This window comes from Nonomuraea sp. NPDC050786 (assembly GCF_040654115.1).
Lineage (GTDB): Bacteria > Actinomycetota > Actinomycetes > Streptosporangiales > Streptosporangiaceae > Nonomuraea.
Genome location: NZ_JBFAHJ010000005.1, coordinates 392,209 through 403,550, shown reverse-complemented (window position 1 = coordinate 403,550; position 11,342 = coordinate 392,209). Strand labels below are relative to the sequence as shown.

12 protein-coding genes are annotated in these 11,342 nt (G+C 72.2%); 6 read left to right on the top strand and 6 right to left on the bottom strand.

The genetic code is table 11. From position 1 onward, the window contains the following. The 3 genes from AB0H84_RS13930 to sigJ form a co-directional block, all read right to left on the bottom strand. A partial coding sequence (locus AB0H84_RS13930) for a PEP/pyruvate-binding domain-containing protein (protein ID WP_357603063.1) occupies nucleotides 1-764 on the bottom strand: 764 nt, incomplete at its 3' end. A gap of 2 nt (nucleotides 765-766) precedes the next feature. Then, the gene (locus AB0H84_RS13925; protein ID WP_357603023.1) at nucleotides 767-1,480 is read right to left on the bottom strand and encodes a helix-turn-helix domain-containing protein; all 714 of its coding nucleotides are present in this window, start codon (nucleotides 1,478-1,480) and stop codon (nucleotides 767-769) included. A 104-nt stretch (nucleotides 1,481-1,584) separates the two neighbouring features. Then, the gene (gene sigJ, locus AB0H84_RS13920; protein WP_357603020.1) at nucleotides 1,585-2,493 is read right to left on the bottom strand and encodes an RNA polymerase sigma factor SigJ; all 909 of its coding nucleotides are present in this window, start codon (nucleotides 2,491-2,493) and stop codon (nucleotides 1,585-1,587) included. Between the two features lie 169 nt (nucleotides 2,494-2,662). Here sigJ and AB0H84_RS13915 point away from each other — a divergent pair, with 169 nt between their 5' ends. Further along, nucleotides 2,663-3,808 (top strand): amidohydrolase family protein, encoded by a 1,146-nt coding sequence (locus tag AB0H84_RS13915; RefSeq protein ID WP_357603017.1) that lies wholly within the window; start codon nucleotides 2,663-2,665, stop codon nucleotides 3,806-3,808. Here AB0H84_RS13915 and AB0H84_RS13910 read toward each other — a convergent pair. Together AB0H84_RS13910 and AB0H84_RS13905 are read right to left on the bottom strand one after the other, a co-directional pair. After that, nucleotides 3,805-4,524: a hypothetical protein gene (locus tag AB0H84_RS13910; RefSeq protein WP_357603014.1), complete on the bottom strand. Its 720-nt coding sequence runs from the start codon at nucleotides 4,522-4,524 to the stop codon at nucleotides 3,805-3,807. The two genes, AB0H84_RS13915 and AB0H84_RS13910, sit on opposite strands and share 4 nt — an antisense overlap. Next, nucleotides 4,521-5,882 (bottom strand): alpha/beta hydrolase, encoded by a 1,362-nt coding sequence (locus AB0H84_RS13905; protein WP_357603011.1) that lies wholly within the window; start codon nucleotides 5,880-5,882, stop codon nucleotides 4,521-4,523. Before AB0H84_RS13905 ends, AB0H84_RS13910 begins: the two co-directional genes overlap by 4 nt. A 113-nt stretch (nucleotides 5,883-5,995) precedes the next feature. On the opposite strand from AB0H84_RS13905, the gene AB0H84_RS13900 reads away from it, so the two are divergent. The 5 genes from AB0H84_RS13900 to AB0H84_RS13880 all read left to right on the top strand — a co-directional run bounded on the left by AB0H84_RS13900 (nucleotide 5,996) and on the right by AB0H84_RS13880 (nucleotide 10,631). Continuing rightward, on the top strand, nucleotides 5,996-7,054 hold the full coding sequence (locus AB0H84_RS13900; RefSeq protein WP_357603008.1) for a histidine kinase: 1,059 nt from the start codon (nucleotides 5,996-5,998) through the stop codon (nucleotides 7,052-7,054). Beyond that, nucleotides 7,051-7,710, top strand: a complete 660-nt coding sequence (locus tag AB0H84_RS13895) for a response regulator transcription factor (RefSeq protein ID WP_357603005.1) — start codon at nucleotides 7,051-7,053, stop codon at nucleotides 7,708-7,710. Before AB0H84_RS13900 ends, AB0H84_RS13895 begins: the two co-directional genes overlap by 4 nt. Nucleotides 7,711-7,813: 103 nt before the next feature. Further along, nucleotides 7,814-8,914, top strand: coding sequence for a winged helix DNA-binding domain-containing protein (locus AB0H84_RS13890; protein WP_357603002.1), 1,101 nt, complete (start codon nucleotides 7,814-7,816; stop codon nucleotides 8,912-8,914). Between the two features lie 15 nt (nucleotides 8,915-8,929). Then, the gene (locus AB0H84_RS13885) at nucleotides 8,930-9,874 is read left to right on the top strand and encodes a sugar kinase (RefSeq protein ID WP_357602999.1); all 945 of its coding nucleotides are present in this window, start codon (nucleotides 8,930-8,932) and stop codon (nucleotides 9,872-9,874) included. A gap of 169 nt (nucleotides 9,875-10,043) precedes the next feature. Then, nucleotides 10,044-10,631 carry an HD domain-containing protein gene (locus AB0H84_RS13880; RefSeq protein ID WP_357602996.1) on the top strand — a complete coding sequence of 196 codons (588 nt, stop codon included), beginning with the start codon at nucleotides 10,044-10,046 and terminating at the stop codon, nucleotides 10,629-10,631. On the opposite strand, the gene AB0H84_RS13875 is transcribed toward AB0H84_RS13880, so the two are convergent. Continuing rightward, a complete protein-coding gene (locus AB0H84_RS13875; protein WP_357602993.1) occupies nucleotides 10,632-11,339 on the bottom strand; it encodes an FCD domain-containing protein in 708 nt (235 codons plus the stop codon). It abuts the gene before it with no gap. Nucleotides 11,340-11,342: the final 3 nt, after the last annotated feature.

Here is an 11,342-nt window from a genome sequence, read left to right as displayed (position 1 = left end):
GCGGCCAGCTCCACCGCCCGCGCCCCCTCCAGCACCGGCCTGCCACGCAGCTCCTCCGGCACAGGCTCCTCGCGCGTGCCGTCAGGGGTGCGCACGGTCATGACCGTCTTGTCGCCGACCTGCGACCGGACAACCGCGCCACCCGACACCACGACCGTGTCGGGAGTCACCTGACCGCCGACCACCGCCTCCCCCAGCCCCCACGAGGCGTTGACCACGATCTCGTCACGGTTGCCGGTGACCGGATCGGCGGTGAACATGACACCCGCCGACTCCGCCTCCACCAGCTCCTGGACCACCACCGCCAGCGCCACACCGTCGTGCGGGACGCCGTTCTGCTCGCGGTAGGCGATGGCGCGCGGGTTCCACAGCGAGGCCCAGCAGCGCTTGACCGCATCCAGCAGCGCCTCGCCCCTGACGTTCAGAAAGGTGTCCTGCTGGCCGGCGAACGACATGTCCGGCAGATCCTCGGCGGTGGCCGACGAACGCACCGCCACCGCCACGTCGTCGCCGAGCGCCTCGTACGCCCGGCGGATCTCCGCGGCGATCTCGGCCGGCATGTCATGCCCGGCGAACAGCCCCCGCGCCTCCTCCGCATGCGCGATCTCCTCACCGAACGCCGACACGAACGCCCGGTAGGCCCCCGTCGTGATGTGGAACCCACCGGGAACCGGCAGCCCCGCCCTGGCCAGCCTGGCCAGCGAGGCGCCCTTCCCGCCCACGGTCGCGAGATCGGCCGCGGCGTCGTCGAGAGGCAGCACCATCTTCACAGCGCACGCTCCTTAGTGATCAGGGAGGCCATGAACCTGCGGTGGGCGACTTCCGCCATGGAGTCCAGAAGGTCCAGGGTCGCCTGGGCCACCGCCTGCGCGTCCTGCTCCGGCAGCGCCCGGCCCGTGCCCATGGCCCGGTCAACGGTGTCGGCCACCAGCTCGGCGATCCGCTCGTCGGGCAGCTGAGCCTCCTCCGGCACCAGCTCCGGCAGGAACACGAACCCGTGCACGATGGCGGTGATCACCGTCATGTGGTCCCGGGGCGCCTCGCGCACCGCGCCGTGCTCGATCAACCGGTCCAGGTAGGCGTCGAAGGCGTCACCCATGTCCAGCCTCATCGTGCTGCGTTGCTTCATGCGCGCGAGCTTGCCGAGCACTTCGGAGTCGCGGACCAGCGCCGCCCGCATCAGCGGCCGGCGCAGCGCCGAACCGACGAACTCACCGAACAGCTCGCCCATCGTGGCCGGCGCGCTCGCCCGGATCGCCTCGACCAGGTAGACCCGCTCGCGGCGCAGCAGCGCGGCGAACAGCTCGTCGCGGGTCTTCCAGTGCAGGTAGATGGTGCCCTTGGCGACACCTGCCCGCTTCGCCACGTCGTCGATCGTGGTCTTGTCGTAGCCCCACCGCACGACCAGCTCGGCCGCGGCGTCCAGGATCCCGTGCGCCCGCTGCACCGGATCCTGCGGCGGCCGTCCGACTCTGCCCATCAGCTCCACCCTATGAGTTTTTGACTATATGAGCGTAGTTGGTCATTAAATCAAAAACAAGCCTGGCCGTCGTTCCGAGAACGGGTCCGGCGCCGGCCCGCGGTTCAGTGGATGCGGGTGAGCTTTTCGGGATTGGTGACCGAGTAGATGCCGGCGATCCGGTCCCCGTCGGATGTGAGCTCCACGACGACCACGGCGAGCGGGCTGTCGCCGGAGAACACGAGCGCGCACGGATCCCCGGCCACCCGCCGGTGGCGGAGGTCCAGCTCGCTTGGGGGCAGCGCCGCGGCGACCGACATGAACAGCGCGGCCACCTGGTCGCGGCCGTGCACCGGGTGCAGGCTGGTGGCGGGTCCCCTGCCGCCGCTGTCGGTCCACAAGGTCACGTCCGGTGCCAGCATCTCGAGCAGGGCCCGCAGGTCGCCGCCGATGACGGCCGCGGCGAACCGTTCGGTGACCTGGGCATGGACGTCGGGCTCGGTCCGGTGCCGGGGACGGCGCGCGTGAACGTGACGGCGCGCGCGGGCCGCGAGCTGGCGGACTGCCGCCGGCGTACGCCCGAGGATGTCCGCGATCTCCGGATGGCCGAAACCGAACACCTCGTGCAGCACGAACACCGCGCGTTCGAGCGGTGACAGCGTTTCCAGCACCACCAGCACCGCCATCGACAGCGATTCGGCGCGCTCGGCGGCACCGCCGGCGTTGTCCTCGGCCGCGACCAGCGGTTCCGGTAGCCAGGGGCCGACGTAGGTCTCCCGCCGGCGGCTCAGGTCCTCGCGCCGGGCGAGCGCCTGGTTCACGGCCATCCGCACCAGATAGGCCCGGGCGTTCTCGACCGGTCCGGCGTCCTGCTTGCGGTGCCGGGCGGACCAGGCCAGCCACACCTCCTGCAGCGCGTCCTCGGTGTCGGCGACGCTGCCGAGCATGTTGTAGACCACGGAGAACAGCAGCTCCCGATAACCCAGGAACTGCTCGGTGACGGCGTCGGTCGCGTGGTCCAGGGGCGATGTCATGGCATACCTCCTCATCTGTCGCGACCGAAGAGTCCCGTCACGTCGTGAGTGTGACATGAACGCCCAGGACGTGATCTGGGCCACTGCCATCGGCGGCGATGTCACAGTCCCCGGCCGGCATCCCTCTGTGGTGGCGTTCACCATTCACGACTCACAGGGAAGATCTTCCATGCGTACACTGATCCGCGACGTCAGGGTGTTCGACGGCGAGCACACCATCGCGACGGCCGACGTGGTGATCGAGGACAGCCTGATCGCCGCGGTCGGCGCCGGCGCGGGCCGCCCGTCCGACGTCGAGGTCGACGGGACGGGCCGGACGCTGCTGCCCGGGCTGATCGACGCGCACACGCACGTGTTCGACGGCAGCCTGGCTCAGGCTCTGCGGTACGGGATCACCACCGAACTCGACATGTTCTGCCTCCCGCAACTCCTCGCGGAGCAGCGGCGGCTGGCCGCCGAGAACGACGACGTGGCCGATCTCCGCAGCGCCGGCACGCTGGCCACCGCCCCGGGCGGGCACCCGACCCAGTTGCTGGCGGCCCTGGCGGGCACCGTCCTGGACGGTTTCGACGCCGCGGCGATCGACTTCGTCTCTGATCCCGCGCAGGCGCCGGCCTTCGTCGAGGCCCGGCTCGCCGAGGGGGCCGACTACCTCAAGATCGTCATTGACGACGGCGCCGTGCACGGCGCCGACCTTCCCGTCATGACGGCGGACATCGCCGCCGCCCTCGCCGCGGCGGCGCACGAGGCCGGGCTGCGGGTCATCGCACATGCGATCACCGCCTCCGAGGTGGAGATCGCGCTCGAGGCCGGCGTCGACGGCCTCGCTCATGTGTGGGCCGACCTGGCGCCGGACGACCCGGCCGCACAGCGACTGGCCGAGCGGGTACGCGCCCACGGGGTCTTCGTGGTGACCACGCTCGCCTATTTCGAGGCGATCACCGCCCAGCACACCGAGACCGCCGACTGCGCCCGTCCTGGCAGCTCCGTCAACGCCGCCGGCGCGCTGCGGGCCTTGCACCGCGCGGGCGTGCCACTGCTCGCCGGGACCGACGCCACCCCCTTCGTGCCTGCCCACGGCGCCGGCATGCACCGCGAGCTGCAGCTGCTCACCGAGGCCGGGCTCAGTGCCGAAGCGGCGCTCGCCGCCGCGACCAGCGTGCCCGCCCGGCACTTCGGGCTGGCCGACCGCGGCCGGATCGCCCCCGGACTCCGTGCGGACCTGGTGCTGGTCGAAGGCGACCCCACCGGCGACATCACCGCCACGGGCGACATCGCCGACGTCTGGCGGCGCGGGGTGCGCCAGCCTCGCTAGCCCTGCATGTCCGGGAACGGCTGTCCTGCTGACAGCCGTTCGACGAGGGTTCGTACGGCCTGGTTCCCGCCGTTCTTCTCCGCCCAACGACTCACCTGGCAGGCGGCTTCGGCGTACAACCGGGGATCCGCCGACGCCGCGCGCAGCCAGTCGTCGAGCGTCACCGGCAGCGCCGCCGGCGGGGACCGGCGGGAGTCGGGCAGGCACCGGTCGCCGGCCGGGGCGAGATATCGGGGGTCGTCGCTGACCAGGACGGCGAGGCCCTCGTCGAACCACTGCGGAACTTCGGCGCCGTCGAGACGGGCGTGCAGTTCCACGTGGGTCAGTTCGTGCGAGGCGATCACCGGGTCGACGCCGCGCGGGGACAGCATCACCGACCGGTTGAGCACGGCGATGCCGCGTTCGCGTCCGCCGCCGATCCTGCGGTAGCAGTCGTCGGACAGGCACACCAGGACGTCCGGAGAGCCGACCCGTCCGCCGAAGAAGTCGCGCACCCGCTTGTTCGCCTGCTCGACGACCTCGCTGACCTGCCGGCGCCGGGCCTGCGGCAGGCCGGGTTCGGCGTACACGCCGGGCTGGAGCCGTTCCAGGCCGTAACAGCCGGGGCAGGTGACGGCCGCGACGGACGGGAAGGCGATCACCGTCACCGCCGCGGCGGCGGTGAGGAGGACCGCGATGACGGCGCCCGCGATCCACCAGCGCTTGCGCCGGATCACGGGCACGTGCTCCCCCGGGGCGGCAGCCGGCGTTCGGTGACGTACGTGCTGACGTGGTCGATGACGCAGGGGTTGGCCATCGCGCCGAAGAGGTTGTGGCCAGGGCCGTCGTGTTCGATCGTGCGGCTGCCGGGAACCCGCTCGACCACCCGGCGGGTGGAGTCGTAGTCCTGCCAGGTGCCGGCGCCCAGGAGCGGCGGCAGCGTACGGGGCAGCGGCGCGGGCGGGTTTGTCACGGGGGTCGGCCAGCCGGCGCAGGTGAGCGGCAGGTGCCAGGCGAGGGGGAAAGCGGCGCCGGTGTCGGGAGCGATCGCGCGCAGCCGCTTGACCGTGCGCGCCACCTCCCGCTGGTTCGCCGGGCGTGGGAAGTCCAGGCACTCCTTGACCCCGCCGCCGGGCAGTCCCGGGTACGGCTGGCGGCTCGACAGCGCGAAGCTCGACGCGTCCCCGGCCTCGGCCGCCGTGATGGCCGCCATGACGTCGGCCCATCGTGCGGGGCCGGGCCGCAACTTCAGGAGCGCGAGCGACTGCAACTGGGTGCCGTCGAAGCGGGCGTCCACCCCGGCGGCGGGGATCGGCTCGCGATTGGCCTTGGCGACCAGCGCCCGCCAGCGTTTCTCCGTCCCGGCGGGCGCCCAGGCGAAGAACCGGTCCATGAAGCGCTCGTTGTCACGGGCCATGGTGTCGAGTTCCCGTTCCCAGGCGCGGAGGCTGTGATTGCCGGTGCCGTCGATGTACATCGTACGCACGCGCTGCGGGAACAGCCGGGCGTAGGACTGCGCGATGGTTCCGCCGTACGACAGGCCGAGGAAGTTCATCGTGCCCTCGCCGAGCGCTTCGCGGATGGCGTCGGCGTCGCGGGCGTCGGCGGCCGCGTCCATGTGGTCGAAGAGCTCCGGATCAGTGTCGCGGCACTTGTCGCCCCTGGCCTTGTTCGCCGCGACGAGCCGGTCGAAGCCGGCCTGGTCGGCGGGGAACGCGGGGGTGCGCAGGAAGCCCCAGTCGCACTGGAGCACCGCGCCGCTGAGCCCGGGATAGCCGCGCGGGTCCCAGGTCACGACGTCCATCGACGTACGGATCCTGTCGAAGATCTGGGTACGCGAGCCCAGCGACGCGATCTGGTACCCCTGCGGACCGCCGAAGTTGACCAGCACCGATCCCTTCCTGGCGCCGGTGGCGGGCAGGCGGGCGACCTTCAGGGTGATCTTCCGCTCGCTCTTGGGCGACAGGGCGACGGCCAGGTCCGCGCACTGCAGCTCGGGCGCGTTCGCGATGGGGCAGGCACTCCACTGGAGGGACGGCCGCGGCGCCTGGACGGGTGCCGCGAGGACGGCCAGCGCCAGCAATGTCTTGAGCATGCGCAGAACGCTAGGAGTCGCGGACAGCCGGGGTCTGCCCGCGAAAGTCATCGATAACTGTTGACCAAAGTGGACTATGAGGGTCATGAGGCGCGATGAGTAAGGTGAGGCTTATGTCCAGATATGCGCTCATCGCCGCGGTCGTGGTCGCGGACACGGCGCTGCTGTGGCTGGACGGGACGCGGGGATGGACGCTCGCCGCGTACGCCGTGGCGGTGGCGCTCGCCATGGCGGCGATGAACCGGCTGCCGTTCGCGGCCTTCCTCGCGGCGCTGGCGCTGGCGGTGCTCACCGGCGGGTCGCTGGCCCTGCTGGCCTGCACCGGCTTCCACGCCGGGCACCGCATCTCCGCACGTAGAGACGTGGTGCTGACGGCAGGCGCCCTGAGCGCATATGTGTGCGTCCTCCTGCTGGCCGTGCAGCGATCCCCTGGCGCCCAGGAACCGTGGATCAGCCTGGCCCGCGTCGTCGTGCTGACCGCGCTGCCGCTGCTCGCCGGCCGGTACGTGGCCCAGCAGCGCGAGCACCTGCGCCGGGAGAAGGCTCTCATCGCCGAACAGGAACGGCTGCGCGAGCGGCTGCGCATCGCCCACGACATGCACGACTCCCTCGGTCACCTGCTCAGCCTGGTGTCCGTACAGGCCGCCGCGCTGGAGGTAGGACCGTTGCCTCCCGACCAACGGCGCGCGGTGGGCGGCCTGGCGAGCACCGCCCGCGCCGCCGCGGCCGAGCTGCACGAAGTGGTCAACGCGCTGCGCGGCCATGACTCCCCCGGTATGGAGGAGATCGACGACCTCGTCGCCCGCTCCCGGGCGGCGGGCGCCTCGGTGACAATCGGGACCTCCGGCGAGGCCGTTCCGCTCACCGACCCGAGGGCGTCCCACGCCGCCTACCGCGTCGTGCAGGAAGGGCTGACCAACGCCGTCAAGCACGCGTTCGGCGCGCCGATCACCGTGTCACTCGACTGGCAGCCCGACGCCCTCCTGATCTCGGTGGCCAACCCCATGCCCAGTCGTCCCCTCTCCCCCGTCGGCGGCGGCAGCGGCCTGCACGGGCTGACCGAGCGTGTCGCCGCGGCCGGTGGACTGCTGCGCGTCCACCCGGGACCGCGCGTGTTCCGGCTCGTCGCGATGCTCCCCCTGGTGCCGGTCCTCGCGGGGGCCACCTCATGATCAGGACATTGATCGCCGATGACGAGCCCCTCATCGCCACGGGCATCCGCACGGTCCTGGAGTCAGCCGGGGACATCGAGGTGGTGGCCACCGCACGCCACGGCCGCGAGGCGGTGCAGGCCGCCCGCCGCCACCAGGTCGACGTCGCGCTCCTGGACATCGCGATGCCGGTGATGGACGGCCTGGCCGCCGCCGCCGAACTGACCGGGACGCGCGTGGTGCTGCTCACCGCTTTCGGCGATGAGGAGAACGTACGGCGGGCGGTGCGGCAAGGCGTGTCCGGGTTCGTCCTGAAAACGTGCACCCCCGACGAACTGATCCGCGCGGTCCGCGCCGCTCACGCCGGGCAGGCGTACCTGTCGCCGGCGGTGACCCGCCAGGTGCTCGACATGGCGATGCCGCGCGACGACGGGCGCGGACGCGACGCCGCCGGCCGGCTGGCCACCCTCACCGCGCGCGAAGCCGACATCCTCGCCCTGGTGGCGCAGGGCCTGTCCAACGCCCAGGTGGCCCGGCGCGTCCACATGACCGAGGCCAGCGTCAAGACCTACGTCAGCCGCATCCTCGCCAAACTGAACTGCACCAACCGGGTCCAAGCGGCCCTGCTGCTGCGCGATGCGCCCTTCCTTGCGGATGCGCCTCCGGAGGGCCGCTAGCGCGCGTACCATCGGGCGCAAGGAGCCACGAGCCGGCCATCCGCCGGTGTCGCTGGGGCTATTGCGGCCCGGGACCGGCCGCAATAGCCCCTACCTTTGGACCATGGATCCCCTCATCAGCCGCAGGGCGCTCAACCGGGCCACGCTCGACCGGCAGCACCTGCTCCGCCGCACCGGCAGGACCGTCATCGAGGTCGTGGAGGACCTCGGCGGGCTCCAGGCGCAGACCCCGCACACCTGGTACACCGGTCTGTGGAACCGCATCGAGGGCTTCAAGCCCGCCGACGCCGCCGACCTGCTGCTCTCGCGCGAGCTCGTACGCATCGCCCTGCAGCGCTCCACGATCCACCTCGTGAGCGCCCGCGACTGCCTGGCCATGCGCCCGCTCCTGCAGATCGTCACCGAGCGCGGGACGCGGGGCGCGTTCGGCAAGAAGCTGGAGGGCGTGGACCTCGACGAGCTGGCGGCGCGCGGCCGGGCACTGGTGGAGGAGCGGCCCATGACGTTCGCCGAACTCGAGCGCGGTCTCGCCGAGCAGTGGCCGTCGCACGACCGCCACGCGCTCGGCCAGGCGGTGCGGTGGCTGGTCCCGCTGGTGCAGGTGCCGCCCCGCGGGCTGTGGGGCAGGAGCGGACCCGTCGCGCACACGAGCGCCGAGTCGTGGCTGGGCTTCGAGGCGCCGCCGATGACGCCTGCCGTGCTGGTGCGGCGCTACCTCGCGGCGTTCGGACCGGCGTCCGTGATGGACGTGCAGACGTGGTCGGGGCTGACGCGGCTGGGCGAGGTGGTGGAGTCGCTGGACCTCGTCCGCTTCAGGGACGAGTCGGGACGGACCCTGTACGACCTGCCCGACGCCGTACGCCCCGACGAGGACACCCCGGCGCCGGTGCGGCTGATGTACGACTTCGACAACCTCTTCCTCTCGCACGCCGACCGCTCCAGAGTCATCAACGACGCGGGCCTGGCCGCTCTCCGCGGCTTCATGGGCACGAACGTGCAGCCCCGCACCATCCTGGTGGACGGCTTCACCGCCGGGGACTGGACGGTCACCCGCGCCAAGGGCACCTCCACCCTCACCGTCCACCAGTGGGTCCCCATCCCCGTCCTGGAGGAGGTCGAGAAGGAGGGGCTGCGGCTGCTGGAGTTCCTGGCGCCGGGCGACAAGCACGACATCTCGCTCTCCGATCGCCCGTCCAGACCATGACACTAGTCTTCAACCATGCACGAACTGGTGACTTGCGGAGAGACCATGGCGCTGTTCGCCGCCCGGCGCACGGGGCCGCTGCGCTTCGCCCGCGACTTCGACCTGGGCCTGGGCGGCGCCGAGTCGAACGTCGCGATCGGCGTGGCCAGGCTCGGCCACCGTGCGGTGTGGGTCGGCAGGGTGGGGGCCGACGAGTTCGGCGACCTCATCCGCGCCACGCTGGCGGGCGAGGGCGTGGACGCGCGGGCCATCGCCGATCCCACGGCGCCGACCGGCCTCATGATCAAGGGCAGGCGCACGGCGGACCTCATCGACGTGCGTTACTACCGCAAGGACAGCGCGGGCTCGCGCCTGTGCGCCGCCGACCTCGACCCCGAGCTCATCAGATCCGCCAGGGTGCTGCACGTCTCCGCGATCACGCCCGCGCTCTCGGAGTCGGCCCGCGACGCCGTACGGCACGCCGTCGCAGAGGCGCGGGCCGCCGGCGTGCTGGTCTCGCTGGACGTCAATTACCGCAGGGCGCTCTGGACCCCCGAGGAGGCGGGGGCGTGGCTGCGGGAGACGGTCGGGAACGTGGACGTGCTCTTCGCGACCGAGGCCGAGGCCCGGCTGATCGTCGACGCGGACGGCCCGGCCGAGCTGGCCAAGGCTCTGGCGGCGCTGGGCCCGCGGCACGTGCTGGTCAAGTTGGGCGCGGAGGGCGCGATGGAGCTGTCCGACGGCGTCGTGCGCCGGGCGGAGCCGTACCGGGTGACCGAGGTCGACTCCGTGGGAGCCGGGGACGCGTTCGCGGCCGGCTGGCTGGCCGACTGGCTGGCCGGGGCGGCGCCCGCGGAGCGGCTCAGCACGGCGTGCGCGGCGGGGGCGTTCGCGGTGACCTCCCAGGGCGACTGGGAGAGCCTGCCGCGGCGGGCCGATCTGGGGCTTCTGCGGCGGCCCGCCGACGGTGTGAGCAGGTGATCAGTGGCAGAAGCCGACGATGCCAGCAGGTGATCAGCGGTAGAAGCCGGCGGTGTGAGCAGGTGATCAGCGGCAGAAACGGCTGACGGAGTCGCCGCGGTTTCCCCGGCGATCGGGCCTGCGGCCACTACGATCGCTGGCGGGGCGGGGGCACGTCGAGAGGAGCCCGATGGAGACCTTCACGAGCTGGCCGTCCTGGGCGCAGGCCGAGGAAGCGCTGGGCAGAGCCCTGCCGCCGGAGACCGTGCAGGTCCTGCGCGCGGCGGTCGCGTTCGCCCGGGAGCAGCACGGCGTGCAGCAGCGGCCCACCGGGCGCCCGTACGTCGAGCATCTGCTGGAGGCGCTGGAGGTGGCCGTGGCCGGCGCCGAGGTGAGCGACAGGGACGTGCTGGTGGCGATCGTGCTGCACGACGTGCTGGAGGACACGCCGTGCACCGAGGCGGAGATCGTACGGCGGTTCGGCCCGCGCGTGGCGGAGCTCGTGAGGTGGGTGACCAGGCCCCGGGGCGCCGCGAAGGCCGACTACCTGAGCTCCCTCGTCAACGCGCCGCCCCAGGCCGTGCTCGTGAAGCTGGCCGACCGGGTGAGCAACGTGCAGGAGCTGCAGCGGATGCCGTGGCGGTTCCAGCGGCGCTACTACCTGGAGACCGTGGCGTACGTCATGCCGCTGGCCGGCGTCCACCCCTGGTTCGCCACCTGGTACGGGGAGTGGCGCCGGCGCTGGCACCGCCGCGTGGAGCGCCTGGCCGCGTACTGATCAGCCGATCCGCGCCACGCGGTTGCGTACGCCCTCGAAGTGGGCGTGCACGGCGGCCACGGCGGCGGCCCGGTCGCCGCCCAGGACGGCCGTGTAGATGTCGCGATGGCGCCGGACCACGTCGCCCGGCGGCTCGTCCGGCGCGCCCAGCTCGTCGCGGAGCTGGTAGTACACGTCCCAGAACGCGCCCAGCAGCTGGCTCACCAGCGGGTTGCCGAGCGGCCGGTAGAGCAGGTCGTGGAAGAGGCGGTCGGTCTCGGGAGAGACGGGCCCGGCCTGCGCCTCGGCCTCCATCCTGGCGATGACGTCGGCGACCGGCGTCAGGTCGGCCTCCGGCCCCAGCTCGATGAGGCGCGCCACGAGGCCGGACTCCAGGATCTCGCGGATCTCGACGAGGTGCGCCAGGTGGTTCTTGCCGTTCTGCAGCGTGATGCGGCTGTGGAAGGCCAGCTCGTCCACCAGCCCCGCCAGCGACATCCGGCCCACGAACATGCCGAACCCGTGGCGGATCTCCACGATGCCGACCGCCTGCAGGGCCTTGAGCGCCTCCCTGATCGAGTTGCGGCTGACCCGCAGCTCCTCCATGAGCTCCGACTCGGTCGGCAGCGGATCGCCGGCCACCAGCCCGCGCCGGACGATCAGGTCCTTGACGCCCTCCTGGGCCTCGACGGCACGGCTCAGCCGCGCCGGACGCGGGACAGCGGTCATGAG

Excerpts from the sequence above, each read along its gene's own strand:
- AB0H84_RS13875 (WP_357602993.1), bottom strand. The coding sequence starts at position 11,339 with ATGACCGCTGTCCCGCGTCCGGCGCGGCTGAGCCGTGCCGTCGAGGCC.
- AB0H84_RS13880 (WP_357602996.1), top strand. The coding sequence starts at position 10,044 with ATGGAGACCTTCACGAGCTGGCCGTCCTGGGCGCAGGCCGAGGAAGCG.
- AB0H84_RS13895 (WP_357603005.1), top strand. The coding sequence starts at position 7,051 with ATGATCAGGACATTGATCGCCGATGACGAGCCCCTCATCGCCACGGGC.
- sigJ (WP_357603020.1), bottom strand. The coding sequence starts at position 2,493 with ATGACATCGCCCCTGGACCACGCGACCGACGCCGTCACCGAGCAGTTC.
- AB0H84_RS13900 (WP_357603008.1), top strand. The coding sequence starts at position 5,996 with ATGTCCAGATATGCGCTCATCGCCGCGGTCGTGGTCGCGGACACGGCG.
- AB0H84_RS13925 (WP_357603023.1), bottom strand. The coding sequence starts at position 1,480 with ATGGGCAGAGTCGGACGGCCGCCGCAGGATCCGGTGCAGCGGGCGCAC.
- AB0H84_RS13890 (WP_357603002.1), top strand. The coding sequence starts at position 7,814 with ATGGATCCCCTCATCAGCCGCAGGGCGCTCAACCGGGCCACGCTCGAC.
- AB0H84_RS13885 (WP_357602999.1), top strand. The coding sequence starts at position 8,930 with ATGCACGAACTGGTGACTTGCGGAGAGACCATGGCGCTGTTCGCCGCC.
- AB0H84_RS13905 (WP_357603011.1), bottom strand. The coding sequence starts at position 5,882 with ATGCTCAAGACATTGCTGGCGCTGGCCGTCCTCGCGGCACCCGTCCAG.
- AB0H84_RS13915 (WP_357603017.1), top strand. The coding sequence starts at position 2,663 with ATGCGTACACTGATCCGCGACGTCAGGGTGTTCGACGGCGAGCACACC.